General features: G+C 38.2%; 40 protein-coding genes. 26 read left to right on the forward strand and 14 right to left on the reverse strand.

Annotated elements, in window-relative coordinates:
* From H3T84_RS10600 to H3T84_RS10650, 11 genes are all read right to left on the reverse strand, one after another.
* A partial coding sequence (locus H3T84_RS10600) for a BRO family protein (protein ID WP_255518385.1) occupies nucleotides 1-349 on the reverse strand: 349 nt, incomplete at its 3' end.
* Nucleotides 350-738: 389 nt separating this feature from the next.
* On the reverse strand, nucleotides 739-1,164 hold the full coding sequence (locus H3T84_RS10605) for a hypothetical protein (RefSeq protein WP_198219062.1): 426 nt from the start codon (nucleotides 1,162-1,164) through the stop codon (nucleotides 739-741).
* Between the two features lie 144 nt (nucleotides 1,165-1,308).
* A complete protein-coding gene (locus tag H3T84_RS10610) occupies nucleotides 1,309-1,779 on the reverse strand; it encodes a single-stranded DNA-binding protein (RefSeq protein ID WP_198219063.1) in 471 nt (156 codons plus the stop codon).
* On the reverse strand, nucleotides 1,780-2,397 hold the full coding sequence (locus tag H3T84_RS10615) for a lambda exonuclease family protein (RefSeq protein ID WP_232346163.1): 618 nt from the start codon (nucleotides 2,395-2,397) through the stop codon (nucleotides 1,780-1,782).
* Nucleotides 2,378-3,148, reverse strand: coding sequence for a phage recombination protein Bet (gene bet / locus H3T84_RS10620; protein WP_198219064.1), 771 nt, complete (start codon nucleotides 3,146-3,148; stop codon nucleotides 2,378-2,380). The genes H3T84_RS10615 and bet overlap by 20 nt, the downstream gene beginning before the upstream one ends.
* A gap of 127 nt (nucleotides 3,149-3,275) precedes the next feature.
* The gene (locus tag H3T84_RS10625; RefSeq protein ID WP_198219065.1) at nucleotides 3,276-3,506 is read right to left on the reverse strand and encodes a hypothetical protein; all 231 of its coding nucleotides are present in this window, start codon (nucleotides 3,504-3,506) and stop codon (nucleotides 3,276-3,278) included.
* A gap of 37 nt (nucleotides 3,507-3,543) precedes the next feature.
* On the reverse strand, nucleotides 3,544-3,861 hold the full coding sequence (locus H3T84_RS10630; RefSeq protein ID WP_198219066.1) for a hypothetical protein: 318 nt from the start codon (nucleotides 3,859-3,861) through the stop codon (nucleotides 3,544-3,546).
* A gap of 70 nt (nucleotides 3,862-3,931) precedes the next feature.
* Nucleotides 3,932-4,126, reverse strand: a complete 195-nt coding sequence (locus H3T84_RS10635) for a hypothetical protein (protein WP_198219067.1) — start codon at nucleotides 4,124-4,126, stop codon at nucleotides 3,932-3,934.
* 4 nt (nucleotides 4,127-4,130) lie between these two features.
* Entirely contained in the window at nucleotides 4,131-4,775 is a 645-nt protein-coding gene (locus H3T84_RS10640) for a hypothetical protein (RefSeq protein WP_198219068.1), read from the reverse strand.
* Between the two features lie 127 nt (nucleotides 4,776-4,902).
* Nucleotides 4,903-5,562 carry a hypothetical protein gene (locus H3T84_RS10645; RefSeq protein WP_198219069.1) on the reverse strand — a complete coding sequence of 220 codons (660 nt, stop codon included), beginning with the start codon at nucleotides 5,560-5,562 and terminating at the stop codon, nucleotides 4,903-4,905.
* Between the two features lie 53 nt (nucleotides 5,563-5,615).
* On the reverse strand, nucleotides 5,616-5,948 hold the full coding sequence (locus H3T84_RS10650; RefSeq protein ID WP_198219070.1) for a hypothetical protein: 333 nt from the start codon (nucleotides 5,946-5,948) through the stop codon (nucleotides 5,616-5,618).
* Between the two features lie 174 nt (nucleotides 5,949-6,122).
* On the opposite strand from H3T84_RS10650, the gene H3T84_RS10655 reads away from it, so the two are divergent.
* Nucleotides 6,123-6,611 carry a hypothetical protein gene (locus H3T84_RS10655; RefSeq protein WP_198219071.1) on the forward strand — a complete coding sequence of 163 codons (489 nt, stop codon included), beginning with the start codon at nucleotides 6,123-6,125 and terminating at the stop codon, nucleotides 6,609-6,611.
* Nucleotides 6,612-6,656: 45 nt separating this feature from the next.
* On the opposite strand, the gene H3T84_RS10660 is transcribed toward H3T84_RS10655, so the two are convergent.
* Nucleotides 6,657-6,878, reverse strand: a complete 222-nt coding sequence (locus tag H3T84_RS10660; protein WP_198219072.1) for a hypothetical protein — start codon at nucleotides 6,876-6,878, stop codon at nucleotides 6,657-6,659.
* 465 nt (nucleotides 6,879-7,343) lie between these two features.
* On the opposite strand from H3T84_RS10660, the gene H3T84_RS10665 reads away from it, so the two are divergent.
* Nucleotides 7,344-9,038 carry an AIPR family protein gene (locus tag H3T84_RS10665; protein WP_198219073.1) on the forward strand — a complete coding sequence of 565 codons (1,695 nt, stop codon included), beginning with the start codon at nucleotides 7,344-7,346 and terminating at the stop codon, nucleotides 9,036-9,038.
* 389 nt (nucleotides 9,039-9,427) lie between these two features.
* Here the strand turns inward: H3T84_RS10665 and H3T84_RS10670 are convergent, their stop codons facing one another.
* Nucleotides 9,428-10,087, reverse strand: a complete 660-nt coding sequence (locus tag H3T84_RS10670; protein ID WP_198219074.1) for a LexA family transcriptional regulator — start codon at nucleotides 10,085-10,087, stop codon at nucleotides 9,428-9,430.
* Between the two features lie 122 nt (nucleotides 10,088-10,209).
* On the opposite strand from H3T84_RS10670, the gene H3T84_RS10675 reads away from it, so the two are divergent.
* The 12 genes from H3T84_RS10675 (at nucleotide 10,210) to H3T84_RS10730 (ending at nucleotide 15,833) form a co-directional block, all read left to right on the forward strand.
* Nucleotides 10,210-10,437: a Cro/CI family transcriptional regulator gene (locus tag H3T84_RS10675; RefSeq protein WP_198219075.1), complete on the forward strand. Its 228-nt coding sequence runs from the start codon at nucleotides 10,210-10,212 to the stop codon at nucleotides 10,435-10,437.
* On the forward strand, nucleotides 10,421-10,642 hold the full coding sequence (locus tag H3T84_RS12525; protein ID WP_370524133.1) for a helix-turn-helix domain-containing protein: 222 nt from the start codon (nucleotides 10,421-10,423) through the stop codon (nucleotides 10,640-10,642). Before H3T84_RS10675 ends, H3T84_RS12525 begins: the two co-directional genes overlap by 17 nt.
* 8 nt (nucleotides 10,643-10,650) lie before the next feature.
* A complete protein-coding gene (locus H3T84_RS10685; RefSeq protein WP_198219077.1) occupies nucleotides 10,651-11,517 on the forward strand; it encodes a helix-turn-helix domain-containing protein in 867 nt (288 codons plus the stop codon).
* On the forward strand, nucleotides 11,514-12,227 hold the full coding sequence (locus H3T84_RS10690; RefSeq protein ID WP_198219078.1) for a hypothetical protein: 714 nt from the start codon (nucleotides 11,514-11,516) through the stop codon (nucleotides 12,225-12,227). Before H3T84_RS10685 ends, H3T84_RS10690 begins: the two co-directional genes overlap by 4 nt.
* 14 nt (nucleotides 12,228-12,241) lie before the next feature.
* Nucleotides 12,242-12,502, forward strand: coding sequence for a hypothetical protein (locus H3T84_RS10695; protein WP_174832234.1), 261 nt, complete (start codon nucleotides 12,242-12,244; stop codon nucleotides 12,500-12,502).
* Nucleotides 12,495-12,845, forward strand: coding sequence for a hypothetical protein (locus H3T84_RS10700; RefSeq protein WP_198219079.1), 351 nt, complete (start codon nucleotides 12,495-12,497; stop codon nucleotides 12,843-12,845). The genes H3T84_RS10695 and H3T84_RS10700 overlap by 8 nt, the downstream gene beginning before the upstream one ends.
* Nucleotides 12,775-13,122 (forward strand): DUF1064 domain-containing protein, encoded by a 348-nt coding sequence (locus tag H3T84_RS10705; protein WP_078474855.1) that lies wholly within the window; start codon nucleotides 12,775-12,777, stop codon nucleotides 13,120-13,122. Before H3T84_RS10700 ends, H3T84_RS10705 begins: the two co-directional genes overlap by 71 nt.
* Before the next feature lie 2 nt (nucleotides 13,123-13,124).
* The gene (locus H3T84_RS10710; RefSeq protein ID WP_198219080.1) at nucleotides 13,125-13,724 is read left to right on the forward strand and encodes a DUF1367 family protein; all 600 of its coding nucleotides are present in this window, start codon (nucleotides 13,125-13,127) and stop codon (nucleotides 13,722-13,724) included.
* Nucleotides 13,725-13,726: 2 nt separating this feature from the next.
* Nucleotides 13,727-14,020, forward strand: coding sequence for a DUF1364 domain-containing protein (locus H3T84_RS10715; RefSeq protein ID WP_198219081.1), 294 nt, complete (start codon nucleotides 13,727-13,729; stop codon nucleotides 14,018-14,020).
* Nucleotides 14,021-14,029: 9 nt separating this feature from the next.
* Nucleotides 14,030-14,308, forward strand: a complete 279-nt coding sequence (locus H3T84_RS10720) for a hypothetical protein (protein ID WP_198219082.1) — start codon at nucleotides 14,030-14,032, stop codon at nucleotides 14,306-14,308.
* Between the two features lie 18 nt (nucleotides 14,309-14,326).
* Nucleotides 14,327-14,827 carry a hypothetical protein gene (locus tag H3T84_RS10725; RefSeq protein ID WP_198219083.1) on the forward strand — a complete coding sequence of 167 codons (501 nt, stop codon included), beginning with the start codon at nucleotides 14,327-14,329 and terminating at the stop codon, nucleotides 14,825-14,827.
* Between the two features lie 172 nt (nucleotides 14,828-14,999).
* Nucleotides 15,000-15,833 carry a hypothetical protein gene (locus H3T84_RS10730; RefSeq protein WP_198219084.1) on the forward strand — a complete coding sequence of 278 codons (834 nt, stop codon included), beginning with the start codon at nucleotides 15,000-15,002 and terminating at the stop codon, nucleotides 15,831-15,833.
* A gap of 339 nt (nucleotides 15,834-16,172) precedes the next feature.
* On the opposite strand, the gene H3T84_RS10735 is transcribed toward H3T84_RS10730, so the two are convergent.
* Nucleotides 16,173-16,421 (reverse strand): helix-turn-helix domain-containing protein, encoded by a 249-nt coding sequence (locus H3T84_RS10735; protein WP_198219085.1) that lies wholly within the window; start codon nucleotides 16,419-16,421, stop codon nucleotides 16,173-16,175.
* 187 nt (nucleotides 16,422-16,608) lie between these two features.
* Between H3T84_RS10735 and H3T84_RS10740 the strand changes: the two genes are divergently transcribed.
* The 12 genes from H3T84_RS10740 (at nucleotide 16,609) to H3T84_RS10795 (ending at nucleotide 26,066) form a co-directional block, all read left to right on the forward strand.
* Nucleotides 16,609-17,718: a Fic family protein gene (locus tag H3T84_RS10740; protein ID WP_198219086.1), complete on the forward strand. Its 1,110-nt coding sequence runs from the start codon at nucleotides 16,609-16,611 to the stop codon at nucleotides 17,716-17,718.
* Nucleotides 17,719-17,897: 179 nt separating this feature from the next.
* A complete protein-coding gene (locus tag H3T84_RS10745; protein WP_198219087.1) occupies nucleotides 17,898-18,359 on the forward strand; it encodes a helix-turn-helix domain-containing protein in 462 nt (153 codons plus the stop codon).
* A complete protein-coding gene (locus tag H3T84_RS10750) occupies nucleotides 18,334-19,620 on the forward strand; it encodes a terminase large subunit domain-containing protein (RefSeq protein ID WP_198219088.1) in 1,287 nt (428 codons plus the stop codon). The genes H3T84_RS10745 and H3T84_RS10750 overlap by 26 nt, the downstream gene beginning before the upstream one ends.
* A 4-nt stretch (nucleotides 19,621-19,624) precedes the next feature.
* Entirely contained in the window at nucleotides 19,625-21,031 is a 1,407-nt protein-coding gene (locus tag H3T84_RS10755; protein ID WP_198219089.1) for a DUF4055 domain-containing protein, read from the forward strand.
* A complete protein-coding gene (locus H3T84_RS10760) occupies nucleotides 21,003-21,956 on the forward strand; it encodes a hypothetical protein (RefSeq protein WP_198219090.1) in 954 nt (317 codons plus the stop codon). Before H3T84_RS10755 ends, H3T84_RS10760 begins: the two co-directional genes overlap by 29 nt.
* A 59-nt stretch (nucleotides 21,957-22,015) precedes the next feature.
* Complete coding sequence (locus H3T84_RS10765) at nucleotides 22,016-22,762, forward strand: DUF6651 domain-containing protein (RefSeq protein ID WP_198219091.1); 747 nt, start codon at nucleotides 22,016-22,018, stop codon at nucleotides 22,760-22,762.
* 14 nt (nucleotides 22,763-22,776) lie between these two features.
* Entirely contained in the window at nucleotides 22,777-24,126 is a 1,350-nt protein-coding gene (locus H3T84_RS10770; protein ID WP_198219092.1) for a major capsid protein, read from the forward strand.
* Nucleotides 24,107-24,613 carry a hypothetical protein gene (locus tag H3T84_RS10775; protein ID WP_198219093.1) on the forward strand — a complete coding sequence of 169 codons (507 nt, stop codon included), beginning with the start codon at nucleotides 24,107-24,109 and terminating at the stop codon, nucleotides 24,611-24,613. The genes H3T84_RS10770 and H3T84_RS10775 overlap by 20 nt, the downstream gene beginning before the upstream one ends.
* A 43-nt stretch (nucleotides 24,614-24,656) precedes the next feature.
* The gene (locus tag H3T84_RS10780) at nucleotides 24,657-25,004 is read left to right on the forward strand and encodes a hypothetical protein (protein ID WP_198219094.1); all 348 of its coding nucleotides are present in this window, start codon (nucleotides 24,657-24,659) and stop codon (nucleotides 25,002-25,004) included.
* Nucleotides 25,004-25,219, forward strand: a complete 216-nt coding sequence (locus H3T84_RS10785; protein ID WP_198219095.1) for a hypothetical protein — start codon at nucleotides 25,004-25,006, stop codon at nucleotides 25,217-25,219. Before H3T84_RS10780 ends, H3T84_RS10785 begins: the two co-directional genes overlap by 1 nt.
* Before the next feature lie 17 nt (nucleotides 25,220-25,236).
* Nucleotides 25,237-25,485, forward strand: a complete 249-nt coding sequence (locus H3T84_RS10790; RefSeq protein WP_198219096.1) for a hypothetical protein — start codon at nucleotides 25,237-25,239, stop codon at nucleotides 25,483-25,485.
* A 2-nt stretch (nucleotides 25,486-25,487) separates the two neighbouring features.
* Complete coding sequence (locus H3T84_RS10795; RefSeq protein ID WP_198219097.1) at nucleotides 25,488-26,066, forward strand: hypothetical protein; 579 nt, start codon at nucleotides 25,488-25,490, stop codon at nucleotides 26,064-26,066.
* Nucleotides 26,067-26,068 lie beyond the last annotated feature (2 nt).

The raw sequence follows: 26,068 nt of genomic DNA on the forward strand, positions 1-26,068 counted from the left end.
ATTGCTGCTGCTTATTTAATGTTAGAGAGTAGCTGCCTGTTTTACGGATAGAGGGCAGGACTTCACTAGTTACCCATTTTTTAAACTGTTTAGCCTCAGTTTTTTCACTCCCTAAAATTAACGCATACATACCACTTTCATTGACGTAGGATACTTTTTGATTCCCGCCTTTTGTAGGGGTGTCCAATTTCTGGACGTCCTCTTTATCCACATGGCTCGCAAGTGCTTGTCGTGGGTTTTTATACCCTAATGCTATAGCCAATTCAGTAGTTCTGAAAAATATTTCAGATTCTATAATAACAGCATGAATTTTAGTATTATGAAACGTATAAGAGATAAGATTAGACATTTAAGTCTCCTAGTTTGTTTTAAATCCATGTGTTCAGCATGGGGTGTCGGGTGCTTGAACACTGCAAACTAGAACAGCCTGTAACTTTTCCTAACGGTGTTGTATGGTTACACGCCACCCGACATAAAACTGGAGACATAAAAAATCCGCTTAGCTATCGGGTGCGGTTTCCGCTAGTTTGTAAGTGTGTTCAGCACTTACATTTATAGTAAATCCTTTTTTTTTCATTTTCAAGTCCAAAACAAAAAAACCAGCTAAAAGCTGGCTATGTCTTATCCGTATTGTTTAAAATGGAATATCGTCATCAATATCATCTACAAGAACAGTAGCTGAATCATCCATAACAATAGTAACTAACTTATTGTTTTTTTTTAATTTGTAAATACTTTTTATTTATTATTTATTTTTATTAAAATATATCCATCTTCATAAGTTTTAATTTCAAAAATACCCAAATCTCGTGGTTCTGTATTGGTTATACTTTCACCCCTACACAAACCCGCTTGCCCGGATTCTTTAATTTGTAATTGTATATGTGTTTCATCAATTTTTTTAAAGGTACCTTCCGAATAATAAGAACAATCGTTACCACATTCAGACGTGGTCGTTGAATAGAAAGTACCATCAGCCTTAAGATATAAAATTGGAACAAAAGAACCCTCTATTTTATCTTTAATTATCATATATGAATCATCTTGATCATTTATAACGTTACTAATTCCCCGAGTGCCATCGCCATATTCCCAAAAATTACTTATTTCACTTTGTGCGAAACAGGTAATTGGAAACAATAATAAAAAAAGGATTTTTTTCATAGCTATTTTCTTTTCACAATAATAAAACTTATATATTTATAATATTACATTTACATTTCTTGGAGTATACAAAAATACCTTTAAATATTTCAATATTTAAAAGGTTTAATATTTTTTGATTTTGATCAACTTAATTTTTCCCAATCAAAACGGGATATCGTCATCAATATCATCTATTGGTGCAGTTGTAGATTCATGTTGAGGTGGTTGCCGGCGTGGTGCCGCTGGCGGTGGGTTCGATGCTGTAGATGGTGCAGTGTTATTATTACCAGAATCAGAACCATCATTACGATTGCCCAGCATTTTCATTTCATTGCCGATAATATTGTATACCATGCGTTCGATACCATCTTTATCGGTATATTTACGGCTCTGTATTTTTCCCTCAATAAACACTTGGCTACCTTTTCTCAGGTACTGGTTAGCTATTTCTCCCAGTTTGCCGTACAGGGATACGTTATGCCACTCTGTACGTGTCTGGCGTTCTCCATTACGGTCACGCCACTGTTCGTCAGTAGCCAGAGAGAAATTCGTTATAGCTTCGCCATTGGGTATATATCGTGTTTCAGGGTCGCGCCCAAGGCGACCAACTAGAATTACCTTGTTAACTGACATTTATGCCTCCATAACAATATCCAGCTCATCAATTTGTTCATCAAGTTCATGCAAAAATTTTTGAACTTCTTCTTCAATCTCTTTAATTCGTTCATCATCACGATTGATGCGCACCATCTGAAAAGATAAATGTTCCGGAACCCTGTCATCATATGAAACAAAATCACACCATTTCCGGCCTGTACAAGCCATTTGCCAGAGCATTTGTAATAAATATTCAGGTTTGGGTTTTTTAGTACGTAAAAATTCCAAATGTGTTGCAGTGTTAGGGCATTTGATTTCAATAAGCCCATCATCGCCAACTAGCCCGTCTGGTGAAGCGCCAGACATATTGATAGTAGGGTGATTAATAAATCCTGTTTCTTCAACTAGCTCCCCAGTTTCAAGCATATATCTTGCACGTGCTTTTGGCTCAATGTCGTTACCTCTTTGCATAGCCGCAGTTTTAAAGCTCTCTTCTCTGTTGCCTGTTAGACGTTCGCATAATAACTGAGCCATATAGTTTTTACGTGTGGCACTGTAACCGGATTTGGTTTTACTTAGAACATCATAAATCCGACTGGCTGTTACTTTACCAAGGCGAGCTTCAAACCATTCATCAGTTCGTTGTTCCATCATTAACCTCCACTGTATCCGCCTCAATTGTTTGATCAGCAATTTCTTTTGCAATATCTGAAAGACGAAGCATTTCATCACTGCCTATGATATTTCGTGATGCTTTATCTAATGATTTAAAGTGATTACGGAGTAAATCGATATCACCTTTTTGTGCAATAATTTCTGCCTCTTTAATCAATTTATCCCGATCCGGATTATCTATATCACCCCTGAAAGGGTTTAACTCATCAGGTTTAACTCCTTCTTTAGTATCCTTGATTCTTTCTGCTTCGTCTTCATCATAAATACCGGCAAAGCCGAAAGCCAAACGTGCCGCCTGAATCATCGCTTTATGCCGTAACATTCTTTTTGGGTGTGATTTCCAAGGCTGTGTATTGCGTTTACACTCGTCCATGAATTCTGTAACAGAAACAGGGTGTGTACGATCTTTGCGGTAAATGCGGCATGTACAGCTTTCTGTATCTTGTTCAAAATCCATCCCGTCAAATTGTGGGTTAGCATTAATAATACGAGCCCATCCATCAACACCTACAACCGGAGTAATGCCACCGTTGCTTGGGAATGCATAGATTTCAGAAGTCCATGGATTTAATTTATATTGATTAGCAACAATCAATAATGCAGCCATTTGTTCATCAGTTACAGCACCTTTAAAGGCTGTTTTTTTCAATGTTTCAATCAAGCCTTGTCCGTCTGCTAAATCAAACGATTTAGCTAAATTATTTGCTAATGCAACCAATTGTGTACTCATTTTAAAGCTCCATAAATTAAAGCCCATTTAATCAATGGGCTTTAGGACTGGTTAAAATTTCTGATAATTTATTCTGTGATTAGCTAGCTATTAGCAGGGCAGGAATATCAATAATCATCACCTAAAATTATTCAAGCTCTGCATCACCTTTCATGCGTTCGCTATCACTCATGCGTGCATATGCATCAGCTAACCGTTTTACTTCAAGATCTGCCTGGTATTCTTTCTGCTGCATTTGTCTGGCCGTATAATTGTGCTGCATTTCTAATTGCTCCTTATCAGACAAAGCAGGGGATACTGAAAGAGAAGCAGACATTAAAAAAACTGCAATAAATGCAGTTATAGAATTTTTAATCATGTACAACTCCCTCATTGTTGCTGTTACATGGTTTAATTTATTGAGTAGGGATACCTTTAAATCGGAAGTATTTCATTTTTGGTTTGTCTGTTTTTTCATTGATAATGACTTGGCCTTTTTCGTTTTTCACTCTGTCTAATTTAGCAATGTATAAACACCTGACCTCTGGGTACGATTTTGCTAAGTCAATAAACTCTAAGCACTGTTTTTCAGATGAATAATCTGGAGATATCTGATACGCTCCTGTATCTTTCTTAAACGCCCGCATTGCTGTTTCATCTGATATTTTGTATTTGCAACATCTATACTTTCTGGTTCTTTCTTTTTGTAATGATTTTCCATATACAGCAAACATATATCACCTCTATAGCTAATAAAAAAGCCAGCTATTAGCTGGCTTGTGTGTTGCTTACTTTGTTACTTATTCATATGCTGCGATAACTAAAGCAATCGTCATCACTATCTGTATAAATTGTTAGCTTTTGTTCTACTGCCTTTGCTTTTGCAAATATGCTATCTATAGATTTAGCTAGCTCTTCTCTTTCAAAACTACTTTCTGAAGCATTTCTTTTCTCAATTAAAAGGGAAACCTTGTCCTCATAATCGCCTAAAGTTTCCATTACCTTAAAACAATTCGTCAGGATCAGCATTTAAACAGCCTACTCTATATAAAGTCCTATAATAATAATCAACAGTTACATTATCTGGTCTTATATTTGGGATTACAGTGACTTTTTTAGATTTTAATTCATATACAAATTTTTTTTTACCAGCATAACCTCCAGAATTCATTTCACCGCAAACATATATCTTTTTATTATAGGTATTTACAACCTTTTTAACTTTATAAAACTTGGCTGAATCAGGGGTCATCAATGAATCTCTAACCGCCTCTTTTGCGTCCGCCATAGGTTTAAAATGCTTGAAGTAAGCTACCGTACCGGCAATCAGCGCAATTGCAGCGACTACAGCAGCCAAAATCAGATACAGTTTTTTATTACCCTGTTTTGTCTTTACTGGTGGCTGTGGTTTTGCTTTTTCTACTGATTCAGGCTCAGGCGGAGGGGCTAAAAGTTCCGGATATTCAGCAAATAGCTGCGCATTGTATTTTTTGCGCGCCTCAATATCTAAAAGATTTAGTTTGCATAGTTTTAAATTCTCTAAAGTAATTGTTTGTTGCTGAGCTGCTTGCTTCATTGCCTTGGCAATGTCTGATTGTGATGCTGTCGGCTTTATATTTAAAAGTGCATATAAATTTTTAAAGTCCATTATTTTCTCCCTTGATTTATATATCAAAATGTTAGCACAGCACACAATAAAGGTTAAATAATGTTATACATGTCTACTAATCCACACAAGCACACTTTGTTTAAATGTGCTTGGGTTGATTAGTTTACTAACAAAAACTACGCCAGCTATCAGTTTCTATATATCTAGCATCAATTTTCCCCCATATTTCCCCGCCATTATCTAAATGGCCAACTTCAACATTTTTACAAATTACGCCACTATTCCACAAACTATCAGCTTTTACATTTCCACAAACCCAACAGCTTTTACCAAGTTTAAACTCCTTAGCTACAACATTCTTTTCGATAATTACCCTATCAGACATCGTAAGTCTTTCAGTTACTTTAACATCTGCATTTATTCTCGTATCATGACTAATTTTTATATCATAAGCAATACACTGTTTAGCATAAATATATGCTTTAAAATCAGAACTTAATCTTGCATTAATTTTGAATGTACCTTTAATAAAAGCTGAATGACGAATATGCGCATAACGTTTAACCCAGACAGGTCCGTTATAAAAAATGTTACCGCAAAAATCGCCATCTATTATGAAAGTTTCATTGTTAAAAGGTAATTCATTCAATAACCACTCTGCGAAAAGTCGATAACGATAATTTCCCTCTTTTTCCAGATATGGTATTAATTTTGGTATATCTGTTACCTTCGCACCACGAGGAAAAACCTCATTAAATGCATCAACATCCTCTTTAAAATGGTACTTTTCAACGATGTCACGGGTAATTATCAGCTCGTTTTCCATGTTTCGCTCCTTTTTGCTCCATTAAAAAAGCCAGCGGTTAGCTGGCTTTTGATTTAATTAGCATGCGTTAAAATATAATCAGTTACTATTTTTTCTGCTTCCAATGACAGATTGCTTAATAGTTCTCTTACTGTCATATCTTTATAGCAGCCCAATACAAGTGCCTTAACTATTTCATTTATAAGTTTGTCCGCTTCATCAGAATGTTTTGTACTATACAATTCACCAAAGGCTTCTGCTGCAATATCCACCAGTTCATCGTCTTCAAGCTTTTCCAGTATTTCTTGTTTCTTTTCTTCGGCTGCGTCACTTGCTCTTTGCGAATCTTCTTCATACTGCATCATTTTCAAGTATCCGGCAGTTTCAGGGTTGTAAACTTGTAACATTTTTCTTACTCCTTTGATTTTTATAAGCTCAAAAACTAAAACACACTCAATTTACTAATTGAATGCGCTGCGATTTTTGGGCTTGGTTTAGTGGGCAGGTGGTTAAGCACTCACTGCCATTGTGCGAGTGCTAGAATTGAATTTCCCAAAAACAATCTAGCACGGAGAGCATTTATGAATGAAAAATTCTTAGAGGTAAGAAAAGATCTGTTATCTACATTAGCTAAATATCGTTTGGACCCTTTGCCATCAGATGAATACAAAAGGCTTAGAGAAAAGTACGCTTATGGTGACTTAATCAGTGCTGTTACATACTTCATTGATGAAGGAATGATTCCATCAAATGCTCGTGATGGCGATTGTAGTGGACCATTTCTAATTCCACCAAATCTTCGACTTACTTCTACTGGTTTTAATTTTGCTACAAATGATCCTATAGGCAATGAAATCAACTCAATTACAGTTAAATTACACTCCAATACTCTCCAACAGCTTGAATCCATTATTAATGCTTCAAATCTTACAGAAGAAAATAAGAAAACACTTTTAATGAAATTAAAAGAAAAGGGTGGGGAACATTTTATAACTAAGTGTATAGATTTTGGATTTTCAAATATTAAAATTGCAAGTGAAATGTTTCTTGAATATCTAAAAAACATGTAATTGAAATTTTACCTAATAAGCCAGCCTTAATAAGCTGGCTTTATTTTATCCTGTAATTGTAATATCTATGGGTTCCCAACGTTCACTATTGTTACAAGATGACCAAATAGAGGAAGTTTCACCTTGTTTTACTAGAATAGTCAAACCACGATCAATAACTACTCCATGTTTTTCAGAAAAAAACAGAACAATAAATCCATAATCCGGATCTCTGCGAGCTACCGGATATTTAATCTCTTCCTTAGGCTGCTTAGTAACTTCCAACATAACTAACTCCTTTCAAATATATCTAAGTGATAGCAGTGTTTAAATTGACTGCTACAAGTTTAAAAACTAAAGCGCACTTACCATTGATAAATGCGCTGTGATTTTTAAACTCATTAAAAAGATCAATAAACAATACATTTTGCTATCAACTTATGAAGCGTGGCGACCTAGCCTGTATTTCCTTTTGCTTCCTTTCCCCAGTTCTTTTTCATACTGAGGTCATCGGTGTCTGTGCTTGTTCGATAGGTATAGTATATTTTAAATTGACATTTAAATCAATTTAAAATTGATATTATGATCGATTTGATATTTATGTTTTTGATTTAAATAAATATTTATTTTAGTAAATCATTGCATTTAATTATTAAATTTAGTTTTGACTATTGAAGACTTAAAAGTAACAGCTTTAGTTGTTACTTTTTTTAAGGAAAGTTAAAATGTTAATTTTAATAAAGGTAACAATAAATGAGTAGTCTACATATTCGGCAAATCAAGAATGGATTAGAAAAAATCTTTAATGGATTAATTGATAAAACTGATTTAGAAAATAAACAAGAGAGTGATAAAGAAAAAGCTTATTTAAGCAGATGTTTAGCAGCATTTGCTGTATTCTATCTTAATAGTACAACACCAATTGAAGCAGCCAATTCAACTATAGATGGATATAAAGATAATGGCATTGATGCTATTCATTTTTCTCCAACTTTAAAACAATTAACAATCGTTCAAGCAAAATGGAATGCTAGTGGAGAGGGATCAATTAAACTTGCATCAACCTTAAAGTTTCTAAAAGGGGCAAGAGAAATAATTGATTGTAATTTTGATAACTTTAATAAAAAAATTAATCCAATTATAGATAGTATTCAAAATGCATTATGTGATTTTGAAATAAAAATTAATTTAGTTTTGATACACACTGGTAAAGAAAAAGCAATACCTTTTGAAGCTAATGAAGCATTAGAAAGTTATATAACTGAAATCAATGATAATGGTGGCGATACTAAAGAAGATGAGAAAGTTAAGTTAATACATTTTAATCAATCTTCAGTTTATACAAACATCATTCAAACACAAAATAAGAAAAGTCCTATTGAGCTAAGAGGGATTATTCATCAATGGGGTAAGATTAGTGAACCTTATTATGCTATCAATGGATACATTACAGGTGAGCAAATTTCTAATTGGTGGAATGATAACAAGCAAGATTTATTTTCAAAAAATATTAGAAGTATGTTAGGTGATACTACAGTTAACGATGAAATAAAAAAAACGCTAATACATCATCCTGAATTATTCTGGTATTTTAATAATGGGATAACTATTATAGCTGACTCAATAATTAAATCTCCAATACATGGAAATAACAGTGATGCTGGGGTATTTACATTGAAAAATGCCAATATAGTTAACGGGGCTCAAACAGTAAGTTCAATTGGAACAATTAAAGATATAGAAAAAGGCAATCTTGAAAAAGCACTAATCCCCATTAAAGTAATATCGTTACAAAATGCACCTGAAGATTTTGGAAAATTAGTAACTAGAAATACCAATAGACAAAATAAAATTGAAAATATTGATTTTATGTCATTAGATTCTGAGCAAATTAGAATTCAAAAAGAATTACAGCTAGAATCAATAGAATATAGAATTTCTAGAGGAATATATCAAACTGAATATAACTCAAATGTTATTACTATTAATGAAGCTATAACAGCATTAGCCTGCTTAAAATCTTTAGAATTAGCAGTTCAGGCAAAACGTGAAATCGGAGTTTTAGAAGATATTTATAGTAAAGAATATCAATTAATTTTCAATAAAGATACTCACGGAATTTTAGTTAAAAATGCAGTATTTTGTTTCAGAAACATTAATGAAGTGATTAATGTATTAAAAACAGATGGATCCTTTAAAAATGGTTTGTTAATACATGGCAACAGATTTATTACACATGCTTTATTCTATAAATTTTCTATAAATCAAGATAGCATTATTAAAGAAAATTTTGATGTATCCTCTTTCGATTTCAAAGCAGGTGCAATTGAAATTCTTAAAAATATTAATGATATTATTCAGCAAGAATTTCCAGACACTGTTATTTTAGCTACTTTATTTAAAAATGGAAAAAAATGTAGATTAATTTTTGATAAAATCTTTAATTAAATTAATATTTAATATATATACCATTTTTTAATCCAAAAATTTCTGAGCCTAAGTTACAATTAAATTTGTGACTATTTATTGCTAATGGATTTTATTAAAATTTTATCTATATATTAAAAAATACAAAAACCGCTTTCATAGCGGTTTAATTATTAGTAATCGCTGTAAAATTTCGTCCTGTAGGGTAAAGAGGATGTCAAAGTTCACGCATATTGAATGGCAATATTCTGCTAATTCATGAACAAAAAAGGAAAAAGCAATTGGGTATATAATCATTTAAGTAATCTAAATTGGATCCATTTTATTTTCTCTTAACTTTATTAATTAAGTGGATTTACTTGTTATCCCGTATTCTGGGATAACAAGGGCAAATACACCATTTTTAATTTCTAGATGTTTTTAATTCTTAATGTAGCAACAACTTTCCCACAGATTTTAAGCGAATTTATTTCTTCATCTTTGAAAATATCTATAGGATAATTTTTGTTGTCGCTTATAACTCTTAGCTCCCCATTCATTGATAATTCTAGTCGTTTTACTTTTAATCCCGAAAACGAAGATACAACATAAATTCCTTCAGAAGTATAGTAATTCACTTTTTCATCAACAAATAACAAATCTCCATCTTCGAATGTTGGTGACATTGAATCACCAATTACTGTAATTATGGAAATAGAATTTAAGTTATTGCCAATATTTTTTCTTGCCCAACTTTCAGATACTGATATCAAATTAATTGATTCAGGATATTCATTATTGATTACACCTGTACCAGCAGCTGCTTTCACATCTAGAAGTTTCAGCTGAATAAACCCTTCTTTAAGTTTTGTTTCTTCATAAGATAATTGTTTAGGTTCAATATACGGTAATGGATAGGTACATAATTCTGAAATCTTAATCATTATCTCAAACGAAGGTGCATTCTTGTTTTTTTCCCATGCTGAAACAGTTCCTTTACCGCCAACATCCAAGGCAAATGCTAATTTTTCTTGACTCAAGTTCGCTTTTAGTCGCGCTTCTTTAACCCAACTACCAATGTTATATCGCATAAAAAAACCATCCCAAAATTTTGTAAAAGAGTATATCTAAAATAGATTTTTGTCGTACATTCAAGATTGACTTAAATGTGAATTTAAAATAGACTTATTGTATTTGTAACAGGATGCGTTCTATGAATAAACATATACAAATGGCTGTTAAGAAACTCGGAAGTCAAGCTGAACTTGCTCGAAGATTGAATGTTTCCAAAGGTACAGTGAATAGCTGGGTTAAAGGGTTAAATAATGTACCGCCCAAAAAAGCAGAAGCAATAGAAAAAATAACAGGCATTTCTGCTGTTTTGTTAGTTTTCCCTAATCGCCAAATAAATGATGAGTTTAATGATGATAAAAATTTGTAATTCCCAAACAAATCAGATCCTGAATTATCTAAAAAAGGGAAATTCAATTACAACTTTTGAGGCTACGAATTTATTTCAAATTACATGTCTGGCTGAACGTATACGTGATTTGCGTGAAAAAGGATACGTCATTAATTCATTAATGATTAAAGATGACATATCAGGGAAACGATACGCGCGTTACTCACTGGTTAGCTTAAATTAAGGTGAAATATGAGTATTAAATTAATGTCCAAGGCATGGGAACTGGATTTATCGCAAGGTGAAAAGCTGGTTTTATTAGCCTTATGCGACCATGCGAATGATGATGGCGTTTGCTATCCAAGCCAGGCATTTCTGGCAAGCAAATGCAGCATGAGTTACCGCTCTGTAATTAATCAAATTAAGCGGCTTGAAAGCTGCGGTATTTTAATGTCGGAACGCAGGCAAAAAGCTGGTAGCAGACAGAGTAACTCATACACAATCAATTTGAATAATTATAAAAGCCAATGTGAAAATTCTGCACATGCAGAATCTGCACATGCAAATTTTGCACCTGCAAATTCTGCACCTACCAATGTGCAAAATACGACAGAGTTATGTGCAAATTCTGCACATTCCTTTAAAGAAGAACCATCAATTAACCATCAATTAGAACCATCAGATATTGGTGACGGGGTTACACCCGCGTCACAGGCAGGGTTGCCGCAAAAGAAAACAGCGCAGAAAAAATCACAGGCTAACCCTGACAATGTTGTTTGTTGGGAATCATACGCAAGAGCCTATCGCAATCGGTACGGGGTGCTACCAGCCGCTAATCAAAAAACCCGGGGGCAGGTTGCAATGCTGGTTAGGTATGTTGGCAAGGAAGTTGCGCCATCTCTGGCTGAATATTTTCTATCGCACAACGGGAGCTGGTTTGTGCAATGCCGGCATGAATTTGGATGTTTACTCAAATCCTATCAGCAGGTGTTGACGGACATGCAGAGGGGTGAGCAGATGACGCAAATCAAGGCTAGGCAAACTGAGAGCACGCAAAGCAATTATGAGGCTGCCAAGAGCGCGCTAGCCAAACTGCGAGCAAAAGGGGTGGCGAAATGAATGATGAAAAAATCATGCAGGCAATTGCCGTGACCGCCGAACTAACTGGCACGCAATTATCTGGTGACGCTATGTATGTGATGGGTGAAGACCTGCTAGCTTATCCGCTGGATAAAGTTTTAATCGCACTAGAACGCTGTCGACGAGAGCTAAAAGGCAGATTAACACTGGCAGCAATACTGGAACGCGTAGATGATGGCTGGCAATCCGCAGAAGAAGCATTTAACACCTTGGTTGCAGGCTGGGAGAACGAACACCTGTCTATCCTAACAACTCACACAGCTATGCATGCAGCAGAAAGCGCATCAGCACTATTCAACGCAGGAGACAAATACCGTGCAGGGCTTGCGTTTAAAACCGCATATGAGCGCATAGTCAGCGAGAAAAAGGCAAAAGGTATACAGCCAGACTGGTACGTTAGCGCAGGGCTTGATAAAGAACAGTTAGCGCAACTAGTCACAGAAGCAGTGGCAACCGGGAAAATTGCAAGCGATTACGCCTTAGCTTTATTACCAGCTGGCGAAAATCGCACGAAAATTGAAGCCATAAACCTTCTAACTAGTGATCAAAAAAATGAAGCCATAAAGCTTCTAACCAATGAGCAAAAAATTGAAGCCGGAAATCTTCTAACCGATAAACAAAAAGAAGAGGGCAAAGCTCAGTTAAAAAATCTGCTTAATTTGATAACGCAAAAATGCGCGCTGAGTTAACTGGGGATCGCATCGTGTCTGAAAATACCTGTATTGCATGCCGTCACTGGATACTGAGAGAAAAAAATAATAAAGGCGAATATGTCCCCCACGAAATGGCAGCACTCGGATTTGGCATTTGTGCTCATGATGAAAAATGGCACTATTTCCCCGGTCGCAGAGAATGTGCAAACAACAAATTTGAGCCTATAGCCGAAGATCTGAGAATAAAGCGCGAAGAGTGGGAAGCCCGAAATAATAAGCGGAGTAAGTATGTCAGGAGGCAGCATGGATAAGCAGCCGGATGATTATGTTGAATCCCCTTATGAACAATATCACGCATGCAGAGCCTTATGGGGAATGGTCATTATTCAGGCATTGCAGGACGCTACTGAAGCTATAGGCGATTCCAGAGATCTGGATAGGGCGGTTGAGCAGGAAATGGGTTATTTCAGGAGTAGAGGATTTCAAAAAGTCTGCGACCTCGCAGAAATCGATATAAGCCCGGATGACATTGAAGCAAAGCTGCGTGGTTTAAGAAACTGGAAAAACAAATACTGGAGAAAAGATGTCAAAAAATTTTTACGCACTGGGAAGATTAAAAACCGGACAAAAAAACAAAACAGAGCAGGCATATGAGCTGGAAGTATTAAAACCGGCCATGCAGGACGGATTAATAATCTGGTACCGGTTTGAAGGCGTAAAACTCAGGCTGGCAGATAACACCTTTTACACACCGGATTATTGCGTTATGCGCAGTGACGGCACTATGGAAATGCACGAAGTAAAAGGCTTCTGGCAGGATGATGCAAGGGTAAAAATCAAAGTGGCCGCTGATATGTACCCGCTTAAATTTATTGCGGTAAAACGCCAAGCCAAGAAGAACGGCGGAGGCTGGAGCATTGAGGAATTTTAATCATGGAAATAGTGGCAGTTAAGGCAGTTGATAACAGCTTGCGACCAGTTACAGCAATTGATGCCGATAGTCTCAAAAAAGTTAAGGTTGGCCAACCGGTAAAGATACAAGTAACAAGACAAAAAGACCGGAGCCTGCCTCATCACCGTTTATTCTTTGGCGGCTTACTGCCTTTGGCTTTTGATTACTGGCAACCGGCAGGCGGAGTTATCAGCCCTAAAGAACGGGATGTGGTGCTGTGGGTAGCTAAGAGGCTGGATAAGTTCGCCGGTAATAAAGGCATTATTGTTAAAGCCGCAGAGGAAGCACTTAACTTACTGGCTAAAAAGCGCGCCGAAAAACTACCCGTTATAGACAAAGATATTGATTCATTTCGTCGCTGGCTAACTATCGAAGCCGGATATTTTAATTATCGCGTAACACCGGCTGGCGTAGTGAGAGAACCTAAATCAATCAGTTTTGCCAGTATGGACCAGGACGAGTTTAACGCCTTCTATCAAGCCTGCTTCACTGTTTGCTGGAACATGATTTTATGCAACCGCTTCGCCAGTGAAGATGAGGCGCAGCAGGCTATTGATCAGCTTTTATCTTTAGGGAATTAATCATGAGCAAAATCACCCGATCAGCACGAGGGCAGCAATGTCAGGTACGCATGCCCGGTATTTGTAACGGCAATCCTGAAACAGTGGTTTTCGCTCATTACAGGCTTGCAGGTAGTTGCGGTACCGGAATTAAACCCAGTGATCTATTAGGCGCATACGCATGCAGTGCCTGCCATAATGAGGCGGACAGAAGAACAACGATACTGGATAAAGAAACCGCGAACCTGTACCACGCAGAGGGCGTACTGAGGACGCAACTGCTATTGAATGCAAATAATCTGATACAAATAAACTGAGGTAGAAAAATGGAATTTGAAAGAGTTGACTTTACACACACTGGCTGGTTTTTGTTTTGCCCTATATACATCAATCCAAATTTTGAAAATCCGGAAATACACCATAGATATCACCTTTCATGGCTGCTGGATATTGCTATCGTAATATTAAATAACCTGATCGTACCTCTGTATGCACTAAAGGCTCAGCATTCAAAGCAGCCTGTATGGGTTAATCCTATATGCGGAATAAAAGAATTAAAAAAGCCAGTAACGTTTTTCGTAGAGATAGATACGGATGCAAGTTAAGCCGGCCATGGAGAAAACATGTATACATCAATAGATCACATGCTGTGTGAAGTGTTTTTCATAAAAAATACGCTAATCATGGGTAAAAGTAATTCAGCGCGCATTGAGGAATGGATTAAATCCAGAGGCGTAGTCGACAGAAGTAAATCAGGGCTAAGCCAGCATGATATGCATGCAAACAGCTCTATGCTATTAACCCGTGTAGAACGTATTTTAAATGATATTGAATGGACGCTGATTAATGCAGAATACGGCTATAACCTGTCTGGCATTATTGATTTAACAAACTACGTATTAGCCAGAGATTCATATATCCAGCCGTTAGAGTGCGATGCCTTGCTGGAATACCTTTTTACTAGGAATAAAACCTATATACAGCTTCAGGATAAATTCGACTGGCACAAATGCACTGTTAGACGAAAAATAAAACATGTGAAGAGAATAATTAACAAGTTGCATTATGACTGCATTGCTAAATTAGAAGTTAGCATGCAGGATATAATTGTAAATGTTTTGTAAAAATTCAATTTAGGGGTAGAAAAGCGTAGGGTGAAAATTTACAATTATGCTATGTTTCGGATAAGACATAAGATAAAGAAATATAAATTTTATTCGCGAGATTTAATACCATATTAACCAGCCAAAAATAGTCAAGCATACGCGTGCGTGGGATTTGTTATCGGAGAAAAATATGATAAAAAAACATGAAATGATAGCTGCATTTTATACTGGGCTGGAAGAGTTTTTGTTTAATCATAATGAGACCAAAGCCCTAATTGAAGTATTGAAAGAGTACGTAGACACATTAAATTATTATATCAAAGATAAACTTTATAGTCCTACGAATGACGAGTATAGCGCAGTTTCGGTCAAATACACATGTTCTGAAAATAATGACGATATTATTATTCTAGCGCATAATGGTAGCGAATCTGTCACACTAGCAACAATCAAACGTGATAATACTGGCGCTTTTAAAGAGTTTAGGCATATTGGCAGCGATGATGGTATCACAGTCACTGAAAACAACGTGGATGTTCTTGAAGAACCACCACTCAGCTTGGAAGATATTGAAAGAGCATTACTCAGAATGCTAGAAACACCAGCACTGACATCAGCTTTATATAGGCTTATTTGTCAATCAAGCTGGCCGACATTTAATGATCTTGAAGATGATAAATACGAAGCTATGATCACTAGAGGATCTAAAGCTATCAAGGCTGCGCAATCAAATATAAAAACTGATTCTGAGATAATAGAAACATTAAATCAATTTTGTGAAGATTTGAACAATGAACACTCATTTTATAAGCATAAAATTGAGTTTAGCGATGATGCGCCATTTGAGCTTTCAATAATACGTGAAGAACCAAATGAAGAACCAAATGAAAAACCAAAGAAAGAGACACTAATCGAACTAAAAACTCAGTATGGCACTTATCCGGTTAATTTAAAGACTGAAAATATTATTTCTATGACCGTTGATAATCAAGATCAATTAAAAACTATGATAGCATTCATATAGGTTTCTAAATTCTAAATAATAATTTGATTACGGCGGTTTTTTCATGGGAGATAGATATGACTATAAAACTAACAGTGAAGTCTGGGCTGTTAAGGTATTAAATGATTTCTGGTTCCTAATGCGCGGCCGAAAAAATTTTAATAAATAGTTATTGTATATAGTTAAATTTGACTGTATATTTAGATTCATCAGTTTAAAGTAGTGCTTCTAATTATCGACATTACCATAATGTTGAGTGTTTAAAATTTACCACGCCGGTATGCATCGTCGCGCCGGTAAAATATGAAACAGATTACTATAAACCAATAAACCAGCCAAAAAGCTGGTTTTTTGCTATGTTCAGCAGTCCAGTTGTTCAGGATTAATCCCTAGTGCAGTAGCCAGCTTATTTCTTGTGGTTTTGCGTGGGGTGTTTAATGTTTCTAGCTGGGAATAGGCAGCCTGAGATATTCCTAACTTTCTGGCGCATTCTTCCTGAGTAAGCTGTAAGTATTCACGCCATGCACGGGCTGGTGTAAAGCCATTATCAAAAATAAGGCTTACTACCTCACTGGGAATAGTATTTTGAAGATTTATGCCGGATATCATTTAGCTTTGCCGGTATTTTCATTTTTGTGAATAGCAATGTAGAGAAACATATACACCTTTTTTTATATCTTATTACTAAATAAGATTAAAAATAATTAAAAATTAATCTTAAACAGGTATAATAAAAAAATAAATTTATTATTTCTTTTTTTTTAATTTTATATCTCTAATCTTTGAATATTTTATCATGCTTGCTTTCAACCTTCAGCCGCTACCATTGCCTCCATATCACGAAGAGCCACAATTATTTAGTGCCAATGAACATTTGGAACTAATGCGTTATGTTGTACAGGCAATAGAAAGTCTGAATGAACTAAATATGCTGCGCAAAGTTATTCCGACAGATCTGACATCAGTATTTAAACTGACTGAATCTGTACAATCAACCAAAATAGAAGGTACACAGGCAACTTTAGATGAGGTGATGGAAGCAGAAGCCATACAGAAAGAAGGCAGTGTTGATGTTCAGGAGGTGTTGAATTATCAGAATGCTCTTGATTTAGGCATCAATAAAGCCATTAGAAATGATTATCCGTTGAGTACGTCTTTGTTAAAAGAGATTCATAAGGAGATTTTATACCGTTCACGCGGGGCATCAAGAAATCCTGGAGAATTCCGAACAAATCAAAACTGGATTGGTTCAGAAACAGGTGGAATAGAAAAAGCTCAGTATGTACCGCCGATTGCTGCGCGTGTCCCCGAACTCATGGGGAATCTGGATAAGTTTATTAATGAGCCTAATGACAAGTTCCACCCGCTTATCATGGCCGGTATTATTCATGCTCAGTTTGAAAGTATCCACCCGTTTCTGGATGGTAACGGCAGGGTGGGACGCTTGTTAATTTCTCTGTTTTTACTTAAAGAGAAAGTATGCGGTGATCATATTGTATTTGTCAGTGAAGAACTGGAACGCAATAAATTTAAATATTATTCACTACTGAATAATCTAAGAACTGAACAGCCAAAATGGTTTGACTGGCTGGCGTTTTTTCTGAAAAGCATTACACGTCAGGCACAAAATGAAATACTTAAGGCCAATAAGATTTTTGATCTATTAAAATTTCATCTTATGGATAAAACAATTGGTGAAAGCATGAATGGCTATACAATTCTACTTCAGGTGTTTTCAAATCCCGTTTTTACGGCTAAAAATATTCAGCAGGCACTCAATATTTCCAATGGAACAGTTAATAAATGGCTGAAATATTTTGTTGAAAAGGGAATAATTTATCCGAACGATAAAAAAAGAGGTGTTGTGTACCGCAATTATGAACTGATGGATATTCTTAATCATTAAACATGTAAATAAGGGAACGCATAAAAATACCCGTTCCCGTCCACGCATAATAAAGCCCAGAGATACTGGGCTTTTTTGTTGGGTTAAGTAGTAGTTTATGACGGGTAGTGAGAATTTAGTTGTAGTGTATCAGGATGTAAAACAAATTAACGCGTATGAGTAAATAGAGAAGGCATAACATGGCAAGACCAACAGACTACAGGCAAGAGTATGCCGAACAGGCACGCAAACTGTGTCTGTTGGGTTTTACTGATAAGCAGCTAGCCGTTTTTTTTGGTGTAAACGAAAGCACGATTAATAGATGGAAGCAGAAATATCCTGAATTTTGCAAGTCCATAAAAAGCGGCAAGGTAGTCGCAGATGCTCAGGTGGCAGAATCACTGTTTAAAAGAGCTACGGGCATCGAAGTAACGGAAGTAGAGGTGCGCGATGATGGCAAGAAAAAGGTTAAGCGCGTAACTAAAAAACACATCCCGCCGGATACTACCGCCCAGATATTCTGGTTAAAGAACAGACAGCCCGAACTATGGCGAGATAAGCCTACGGTCGAAAATACAGCACAGGAGGCGGTACCGGTGCAAATTATCGTGCAGACCGTGGACGCAAGAGCAAATAATGACAACGATCACACCGACACTTAATATTCCTCAATCCAGATTCTATAACCTAAATAAAAAATTCAGAGCGTTTGTTTCAGGTTTTGGCGGAGGAAAAACATGGGTTGGCGGATCTGCAATGTGCGCGCGTTTCCGGCAGTTCCCTAAAGTAAACCAAGGTTATTTTGCTCCGACCTACCCGCAGATAAGAGATATTTTTTTTCCTACTATAGAAGAGGTGGCGTTTCAATGGGGGCTCAGGGCTGATATTAAGTACGCTAATAAAGAGGTCGATTTTTATGAAGCGGGGACAAACATCTATCGTGGCACAACAATATGCCGATCAATGGATAAGCCCGATACCATTGTCGGCTTTAAAATTGGCCATGCTTTAGTTGATGAGCTGGATACGCTTAAAAAAGAAAAAGCCCTCCAGATCTGGAATAAAACAATTGCCCGTCTGCGTTATAAGATCCCCGGCTTAACAAACGGCATAGATGTAACCACAACGCCAGAGGGTTTCCGCTTTGTTTATGAGCGGTTTGTTAAAGATATTAGAGAAAAGCCTGAGCTGGCTCAGTTCTACGGATTAATACAGGCAAGCACTTTTGATAACGCTGCCAATCTGCCTGATGATTATATTTCCTCGCTATATGCCAGCTATCCGCCTGAACTAATCAAAGCGTATTTAAACGGGCAATTCGTCAATTTAACATCCGGTGCGGTTTATAACTGCTTTGACAGAGAGGCAAACAGCACCACTGCGACGATAAAAGAGGGTGAACGGCTGCATATAGGCATGGACTTTAACGTACTGAAAATGGCCGCGGTTGTTTACGTTTTGCGCAACGGGATTCCGTATGCGGTTGATGAACTGGTTAATGTGCGTGATACGCCGGAAATGTGCAATCTGATTAAAGCGAAGTATCCCGACCATCAGGTTGATATTTACCCGGACGCCAGCGGGCAGAACACCAGCAGCAAAGATTATTCAAAATCTGATTTGTCGATAATTAAAAAAGCCGGGTTCTCTGTCAAGGTCGGGAAATCTAACCCAGCCGTTAAAGACCGGATTAATGCGACTAATGCCATGCTGCTGAATGCAAACAAAGAAAGGCGCATGTTTGTTAATCCGCAAAAATGCCCGCGTTTTACAGAAGCATTAGAGCAGCAGGTATACGATAAAAACGGTGCACCGGATAAATCAAGCGGTATAGATCATGTAATCGATGCCGGCACATACCCGATTGCGCGTTTATACCCAATACAGAAACCGGCACATGGCCGGCATGATCTCAGGATATAGTTATATGAGTAATAGCCCAGATTTTAAGTCCGGAATAGTCCGGCATATGCACGGAATTAATGAAAAGATTAACGCTTTATTAGGCGGCACCCAGGCGATGCGTCATGCCGGTGCAAGGTTTTTACCAAAAGAAGAAGCCGAAAGTGACGAAAAATATAAGCGGCGTTTAAAAATGTCTGTGTTATATCCGGCTTACGAGCAAACAGTGGCGCAGATGGTAGGCAGAACATTTGCCAAGCCGCTGATTGTTGAAAAGGTCGCCGATAGTCTGAAAGAGTATTTAGTAAACTTTGATTTAAAAAATAACAATATTGATGTGTTTTGCTCTAAATGGTTTTATGACGCAATGGCACATGGTGCCAGCTATGTAGTTATCGACTATCCCCCCGCAGATGGCAATAACACCATTGCAGACATTAAGCGGCTAGGATTGCGTCCATATGTCACGCATGTACCCTTTAATAGCGTATTAGGCTGGCGTAGTGAGACCATACAGAACATAGAGGTATGTACACAGTTCCGTTACCGGTCGGCTGTATTAGAGCCTGATGGTGCTTTCGGCGAGAAAATAACTGAGCAAATTACCGTTATGACACCGGGCAAAGTTACCGTGTACCGGAACGGGGAAAACGGCTGGACACTGCATTCTGAAAAAGAGCAGAAAATCGGCGGCAAGTCGCTGGATTATGTACCGGTTGTTGCTTTCACACCAGAGCGTATAGATTTTTTTGCCGGAAAACCGGTTTTAGAAAACCTGGCAGAGTTAAATATACGCCATTGGCAGGCGCGCAGTGATCAGGATTATTTACTGCATTTTATCAGCGTACCGCTCATGTATTATTCAGGCGACCGCGAAGTATCCGAACTCACCTCAGGCGTTGGTACCATGCTGCAATTAGGCACAGATGAACAGATAGGCTATATTGAGCATAGCGGGCGCGCTGCTGAAGCAGGCTGGACAGGGTTAGACCGGATTGAATCTGATATGAGAGTTGCTGGTGCTAAACTGCTGACCCGTACCAAACTAGCTATGACTGATTCGCAGGCAAAAGAGGAACAAAGCAAAGAAATCAGCCTGCTGCGACATTACGCGAATTTATTTGAAAGCGCGATAGACAGTGCGTTGGATATGATGTCTAAGTGGCTAAGCAGTAATGAGCAGAGCCACGTTGAAATTAGCGGCAATTTAGAAGCAGATGATACCGTTGAGGGCATGAATGTGGTTATCACATTAAACACCAATGATATCGTGAGCAAGCAGACCGTTTTTGAAGAGGCTAAGCGGCGCGGGGTTATTTCCAATCAGGCGGAATGGGAAGAAGAAAAGAAGCGTCTAGAAGCTGAACAGGACGCCATAAACGTGCCTCTAATGGATTTTAGCGATGACAACCGACCAACAGATAGCAAATGATCTGATAAAACGCCAGCTTGATACTATCCGCGTGGAAATAGGGTTAGAAAATGATTTACAGAGGCAGATTGGGCAGTTAGAGAAAAATATTGAAGCCCTGATTGCTGGTGTTGATTTAACTGCACTGAATAAAACGCAGTTAAAGCAGTTGCTGAAACAAATCGAACTGGCTATTGATGATTTTTACAGCAGTTGTGAAGAACAAATACAGCAGACGATAAACGACATAGGCGACAATGAAGCACGCTATCTGTCACGTTTGTTTATATCGGCTACGGATGGCAACAGCGGAATTAAACATCTCTCAGATGCGCAGATAACCAGCTTAACGGCTGGTATTTTATTAGGCGGGCTAACCTTAAAAGAAACATTTGCCGTACAGGAAGCGCAATTATTCAATGCAGTTAAACGCCAAATCAGAACAGGTGCAGTTGATGGGGTGATACCTGATCTGGCTGGTATTTTCAAAAAGACCAATAACTGGATTAAGGCGACCGTACCTACAGCGACCGGAGCAATCAGAAATCAGATTATTTATGCCTTTGGTCGTATTAATAGCAAGGTGAAAGGATGGCAGCATTATTCAATAATTGACGAAAGGACATCAGCAATTTGTTTTAGTCGTAACCATTTAATATGGGACAAAGATAAACAGCCTATCGGGCATGATCAGATTTTTCAGCTTCCGCCTTTGCATTGCCAGTGTCGCAGCATTGTGCTGCCGTTAACCGATTTACAGGCAGAATCCGACGGAATGACAAACGAAAAATGGATTAATTCCCGCTCTCTGGCTCAGTTGCAGGAACAATTCGGCAAGGGAATCGGCAAAATGCTGAAATCCGGCGAGGTAACCATCGCAGACATTGTTAAAAATGGTGGTTTGCAACCGATGACCCTTACAGAATTAAAAGAAAAGTATCACTAATCATTTTTTTATTTAACGACCGCTTCGGCGGTCTTTTTTTTATGTGAACAGGAGAAAAAATGTCCTTGCAGTTAAAACTTGATGACGCCGGTCATGTCGTTGTTCAAAACGGGAAACCGGTTTATGTGAACGAAGACGGAAAGGAAATTCCATATGATGTAAATCAGGCTAACAACAAAATCAAAGAGCTTTGCAACGAAGCCAAAACCCACAGAGAAGCCAAAGAAGCAGCCGAACAAAAGCTCAGGCAATTTGATGGTATTGAAGATCCGGAAGCGGCGCGGAAAGCTATCGAGACGTGCAATAACCTTGATAGCAAGAAACTGATTGATGCTGGGGAGGTAGAGCGGGTTAGGGCAGAAATCAATAAGGTCGCTAATGCCAAGATTGAAGAAGCAAATAAGAAAACGGAAATAGTAACGCAGAAACTTTACGATGAAAAGATAGGCGGCAGCTTTGCCCGTTCAGAATTCATTAAAAACAGTCTCGCCATCCCTGCGGATATTGCTCAGGCAGCTTTCGGCAGAAATTTTACCATGGCAGCTGACGGCAGGATTGTTGCTAAAGATAACAGCGGCAATGAGATTTACAGCCAGATCAATCCGGGCGAGCCTGCCGCTTTTGATGAGGCTCTGGAAATTCTGGTAGGTAATTACAAAAACAAAGACAGTATTTTGCGCAGCAATCAGGCGACCGGTGCAGGTACTTCTTCTGCACAGACAAACATAAGCGGGCTACCTGCCTCACTGGCAGATTGTAAGACAGACGAGCAAAAAATTGCCTACATGCAGTCTAAACTTAATTGATAAAGGATTTTATTATGGATGTAAAAGTTTTTGATACGTATACGTCTTTAGCTTTAACAGAATATCTGGCGCAGGACGTAGATAAATTTAATGAAGCATCAAAAGGAACAATTAAAATAGAAGTACAGCCAACTAAGGGTAATTTTGATATTAAAGCCAGTTTTGCCTCAATTAATGGAATTATCCGCCGGCGTAACGCCTATAGCAGCGACAACATCGAACGAAAAAGACTATCACAGATTCAAAATGTTGGCGTTAAAGTGGGTGTAGGCACACCAACTCTGGAATGGACAAAACAAGAATATCTGTGGACGCAGCAAAGCCCGGAGCTGGCATCAACCATAATCGCAGAACAGCTCAGTAAAGGTGTACTCGGAGATATGCTTAATACCGGTCTGCTTGGGCTTTCAGCTGCGCTTAAAGTGCAGGAGGATGTTTTTTGCGAGAGTTCGCCAGATATACAGGGATTAGTAAATGCGGCAGCAGCTTTTGGTGACCGTGCCTCTGCCATTAAGGCATGGGTAGTGCATTCTGGTTTTTCTAATCAGTTAATCAATTATGCCTTGCAAAATAACTATCATTTATTTTCTTATGAAACAGTTAATATTCTAAAAGACCCGTATGGTCGTACATTTATTATTACTGATTGCCCTAGCTTAATCGAAATGCAGGGTAAAACTGCACAAAAATATTTTGCAGTAGGGTTAGTGGAAAATGCCATCAAGATTAGCCAGAATGCTGATTTTAATTCTGAAATTATCCCTGAGTTAGGTAAAGAAAATATTGGATATAACTATCAGGCTGAATGGTCATATAACTTAACTCTAAAAGGTTATGCATGGGATATAAAAAATGGCGGTGCCTCACCTACCGATACAGCAATAGGTACTGGAATTAACTGGTTGAAAACAGCCAGCAGAGTATTAAAGATACTGCCGGCGTTATTCTTCAAGCAGAGCCTGAATATTGATAGAGGAGCATTGAACGTGTCTATAAAATTATATTTCACTACAGATTTATCAGCGGAAAATGTAACAAGACTAAAGCAGCAGGGTTATTTAATCCGTGATCCCAAAGCGTACCATTCTTCTGATGCAATTGAGCTATGCGACGAAGCAGCCGGAGAAGTGCCGGAGCCATACAAACAATTTGTAAGGCAGGACGAAGCTGTAAGTGATACCGGCAGGGATGCAGAGGGAAACAGTACGCCCAATACGGTTAAAGAGCTGAACGAAGCCTTACTGAAAATGGGTGTAGAAATACCGCCGGCAGCCAAGAAAGCCGAACTGTTAGCTTTGTATCAGCAGCATACGCAATCGCAAAATGCGGGCGATGGTGAGCAGAATGATCAGGGTACCGAGTGATAGCTATGTCAGCATAGAGCGGGCGGACGCTTATCATTCTATTCGCCCGTCGCAGGCGGAATGGGCGGTACTGGAGACAAGCCAAAAGGAATTGCGGCTTGTTGCTGCTTCGGATTACGTAGATGCCTGTTATCAGTTGCGTAATGACCTGAATCGGAAGATGCGGGCAGGAGACGAGGCTGTTATAGAGCCGGTATATAAAGCCGTTTGTGAGCTGGCGTTAAAAAACGGGCTGTTTGATAACGGTGAACAAAAACGGCGGGCAGTAACAGTGGCTGATATCTCAGTTACGTATAGTGACAGTACTGGTTTTTGTCAGAAGAAAGTAAATCCAAACTGGGCAAGTAAACTAGGCCAGATTCTTGAGGGTTCAATTGATGTAGCAACAATTGCCGATGCTGTATGGACAACAGAAACCTATACGCCGGAAACGCCGGAAACCCCTGAAACACCAGAAAATCTTAGTAAATCCTCAAAATCCAAATAATCCCAAGCCGCTTAAAAGCGGCTTTTTTTCCGGAGCTAAATAAATGAAACCAGTAAAGAAAATTGATTGGACTAAACTTTACAACACTGAATATAAAGAAGTGGAAATTGATGGACTAGGCACCATCAAAGTAAAAAAGGAAATGAACGGTAAAGACTTGATTAATTATTTTGAGCAAGCTGCCTCAGGGCAAAATGGCACCGCTACCAACATGTTTGCGGCTGCTTTTGCTATCCATGCTTTAGTTGTGGATGATGATAACAATCCGGTTTTCAACAGCGTTGATGATGTTCTGAAACTGCCGTCCAATACGATTTTATCGATAGCCGGTGCGATTAACAATATTCCGATGCTATCCGACGGACAAGTCGAAGAACAGGCAAAAAAATAATGAAGCAGCCCGTGCGCCGAATGCTATTAGTATTGTCGCGCGAGCTGCATACACCATTATTTGAAATAATGAGCTGGCCGGAAAGTGAAATCTTAGACCAGATTGCTTTCAACCTAACGCAAAACGAAGAGTGGTGCAGAGAATATGAGCGGGAACAGATTTTAAATCTGCCGGCAAAAGAACGCGCTGCCTTAGCTAAAGCAATAATGAATTAATTTATAAGGTAAATGATATGAGTTGTTGCGGTAAAAAGCCGGCAGCAAGTGCCTTTGTCAGGGCTAAAGATAAATGGAATGAATATGCCGAAAATTATCGGCAGCGTTTAGAAATTTGCGGTAACTGCATTGAGTTAAGACGCTTCCATTCAGTCGTTCCGCTTGGGACACCGGCTACAAAATTAGACAATTGCCGTATATGCGGCTGTGTGATTCTGTTAAAAGCCGGTTTTTCTTCACAACACTGTCCAGTCGGGAAATGGTGAATATGTTTACATTTTGGGCAAATCCGGAAATGACAACCGAGGTGACCAGTCCTTATCCTATTGTTTATAACGGTACTGGCTCAGTTGATATTGTTATGTATTACGGCAGCAATGATGCTGATGAAATACTGACATCAGCCACCAGCGAGCCGATTACCCTAATGCCGATCAATAAGCTGGAAAAATGGGAATCAGCCAGGTATTACAAAGTGGGCGATATTATCGAGCCTGTTATTGCCAATGGGCAGATGTATAAATGCACCATTCCGGGTACCAGCGGGGATACTGAGCCTGAATGGCAAACTAAGCCGGCAGCGGTTATCAGTTCCGGGACTGCTCAGTTTATCAGTTACGGGGCTAAATTTGTCTGTAGCGATGTAAAAATGGCCTTAAGCAGATCAGGGCTTGATACTGCGGATGCTGGCGGCAGCATTAGTCTGGGGCAAAGCATGCGTGGCGGCGCACCTATAGCCATATATATACGCGTTACAAACAGATTTAATGATTTACGCAGTGATACTACTGATCCTTGCATCAGTATAGGTACTAATAAAGTTATTCTGACTAAAAGACCCATATAGCC

Source organism: Snodgrassella sp. M0110 (assembly GCF_016101465.1).
In the GTDB taxonomy this organism is placed as follows: domain Bacteria; phylum Pseudomonadota; class Gammaproteobacteria; order Burkholderiales; family Neisseriaceae; genus Snodgrassella; species Snodgrassella alvi.

Excerpts from the sequence above, each read along its gene's own strand:
- H3T84_RS10605 (WP_198219062.1), bottom strand. The coding sequence starts at position 1,164 with ATGAAAAAAATCCTTTTTTTATTATTGTTTCCAATTACCTGTTTCGCA.
- H3T84_RS10610 (WP_198219063.1), bottom strand. The coding sequence starts at position 1,779 with ATGTCAGTTAACAAGGTAATTCTAGTTGGTCGCCTTGGGCGCGACCCT.
- H3T84_RS10615 (WP_232346163.1), bottom strand. The coding sequence starts at position 2,397 with ATGATGGAACAACGAACTGATGAATGGTTTGAAGCTCGCCTTGGTAAA.
- bet (WP_198219064.1), bottom strand. The coding sequence starts at position 3,148 with ATGAGTACACAATTGGTTGCATTAGCAAATAATTTAGCTAAATCGTTT.
- H3T84_RS10625 (WP_198219065.1), bottom strand. The coding sequence starts at position 3,506 with ATGATTAAAAATTCTATAACTGCATTTATTGCAGTTTTTTTAATGTCT.
- H3T84_RS10630 (WP_198219066.1), bottom strand. The coding sequence starts at position 3,861 with ATGTTTGCTGTATATGGAAAATCATTACAAAAAGAAAGAACCAGAAAG.
- H3T84_RS10635 (WP_198219067.1), bottom strand. The coding sequence starts at position 4,126 with ATGGAAACTTTAGGCGATTATGAGGACAAGGTTTCCCTTTTAATTGAG.
- H3T84_RS10640 (WP_198219068.1), bottom strand. The coding sequence starts at position 4,775 with ATGGACTTTAAAAATTTATATGCACTTTTAAATATAAAGCCGACAGCA.
- H3T84_RS10645 (WP_198219069.1), bottom strand. The coding sequence starts at position 5,562 with ATGGAAAACGAGCTGATAATTACCCGTGACATCGTTGAAAAGTACCAT.
- H3T84_RS10650 (WP_198219070.1), bottom strand. The coding sequence starts at position 5,948 with ATGTTACAAGTTTACAACCCTGAAACTGCCGGATACTTGAAAATGATG.
- H3T84_RS10655 (WP_198219071.1), top strand. The coding sequence starts at position 6,123 with ATGAATGAAAAATTCTTAGAGGTAAGAAAAGATCTGTTATCTACATTA.
- H3T84_RS10660 (WP_198219072.1), bottom strand. The coding sequence starts at position 6,878 with ATGTTGGAAGTTACTAAGCAGCCTAAGGAAGAGATTAAATATCCGGTA.
- H3T84_RS10665 (WP_198219073.1), top strand. The coding sequence starts at position 7,344 with ATGAGTAGTCTACATATTCGGCAAATCAAGAATGGATTAGAAAAAATC.
- H3T84_RS10670 (WP_198219074.1), bottom strand. The coding sequence starts at position 10,087 with ATGCGATATAACATTGGTAGTTGGGTTAAAGAAGCGCGACTAAAAGCG.
- H3T84_RS10675 (WP_198219075.1), top strand. The coding sequence starts at position 10,210 with ATGAATAAACATATACAAATGGCTGTTAAGAAACTCGGAAGTCAAGCT.
- H3T84_RS12525 (WP_370524133.1), top strand. The coding sequence starts at position 10,421 with ATGATAAAAATTTGTAATTCCCAAACAAATCAGATCCTGAATTATCTA.
- H3T84_RS10685 (WP_198219077.1), top strand. The coding sequence starts at position 10,651 with ATGAGTATTAAATTAATGTCCAAGGCATGGGAACTGGATTTATCGCAA.
- H3T84_RS10690 (WP_198219078.1), top strand. The coding sequence starts at position 11,514 with ATGAATGATGAAAAAATCATGCAGGCAATTGCCGTGACCGCCGAACTA.
- H3T84_RS10700 (WP_198219079.1), top strand. The coding sequence starts at position 12,495 with ATGGATAAGCAGCCGGATGATTATGTTGAATCCCCTTATGAACAATAT.
- H3T84_RS10705 (WP_078474855.1), top strand. The coding sequence starts at position 12,775 with ATGTCAAAAAATTTTTACGCACTGGGAAGATTAAAAACCGGACAAAAA.
- H3T84_RS10710 (WP_198219080.1), top strand. The coding sequence starts at position 13,125 with ATGGAAATAGTGGCAGTTAAGGCAGTTGATAACAGCTTGCGACCAGTT.
- H3T84_RS10715 (WP_198219081.1), top strand. The coding sequence starts at position 13,727 with ATGAGCAAAATCACCCGATCAGCACGAGGGCAGCAATGTCAGGTACGC.
- H3T84_RS10720 (WP_198219082.1), top strand. The coding sequence starts at position 14,030 with ATGGAATTTGAAAGAGTTGACTTTACACACACTGGCTGGTTTTTGTTT.
- H3T84_RS10725 (WP_198219083.1), top strand. The coding sequence starts at position 14,327 with ATGTATACATCAATAGATCACATGCTGTGTGAAGTGTTTTTCATAAAA.
- H3T84_RS10730 (WP_198219084.1), top strand. The coding sequence starts at position 15,000 with ATGATAAAAAAACATGAAATGATAGCTGCATTTTATACTGGGCTGGAA.
- H3T84_RS10735 (WP_198219085.1), bottom strand. The coding sequence starts at position 16,421 with ATGATATCCGGCATAAATCTTCAAAATACTATTCCCAGTGAGGTAGTA.
- H3T84_RS10740 (WP_198219086.1), top strand. The coding sequence starts at position 16,609 with ATGCTTGCTTTCAACCTTCAGCCGCTACCATTGCCTCCATATCACGAA.
- H3T84_RS10745 (WP_198219087.1), top strand. The coding sequence starts at position 17,898 with ATGGCAAGACCAACAGACTACAGGCAAGAGTATGCCGAACAGGCACGC.
- H3T84_RS10750 (WP_198219088.1), top strand. The coding sequence starts at position 18,334 with ATGACAACGATCACACCGACACTTAATATTCCTCAATCCAGATTCTAT.
- H3T84_RS10755 (WP_198219089.1), top strand. The coding sequence starts at position 19,625 with ATGAGTAATAGCCCAGATTTTAAGTCCGGAATAGTCCGGCATATGCAC.
- H3T84_RS10760 (WP_198219090.1), top strand. The coding sequence starts at position 21,003 with ATGACAACCGACCAACAGATAGCAAATGATCTGATAAAACGCCAGCTT.
- H3T84_RS10765 (WP_198219091.1), top strand. The coding sequence starts at position 22,016 with ATGTCCTTGCAGTTAAAACTTGATGACGCCGGTCATGTCGTTGTTCAA.
- H3T84_RS10770 (WP_198219092.1), top strand. The coding sequence starts at position 22,777 with ATGGATGTAAAAGTTTTTGATACGTATACGTCTTTAGCTTTAACAGAA.
- H3T84_RS10775 (WP_198219093.1), top strand. The coding sequence starts at position 24,107 with ATGATCAGGGTACCGAGTGATAGCTATGTCAGCATAGAGCGGGCGGAC.
- H3T84_RS10780 (WP_198219094.1), top strand. The coding sequence starts at position 24,657 with ATGAAACCAGTAAAGAAAATTGATTGGACTAAACTTTACAACACTGAA.
- H3T84_RS10785 (WP_198219095.1), top strand. The coding sequence starts at position 25,004 with ATGAAGCAGCCCGTGCGCCGAATGCTATTAGTATTGTCGCGCGAGCTG.
- H3T84_RS10790 (WP_198219096.1), top strand. The coding sequence starts at position 25,237 with ATGAGTTGTTGCGGTAAAAAGCCGGCAGCAAGTGCCTTTGTCAGGGCT.
- H3T84_RS10795 (WP_198219097.1), top strand. The coding sequence starts at position 25,488 with ATGTTTACATTTTGGGCAAATCCGGAAATGACAACCGAGGTGACCAGT.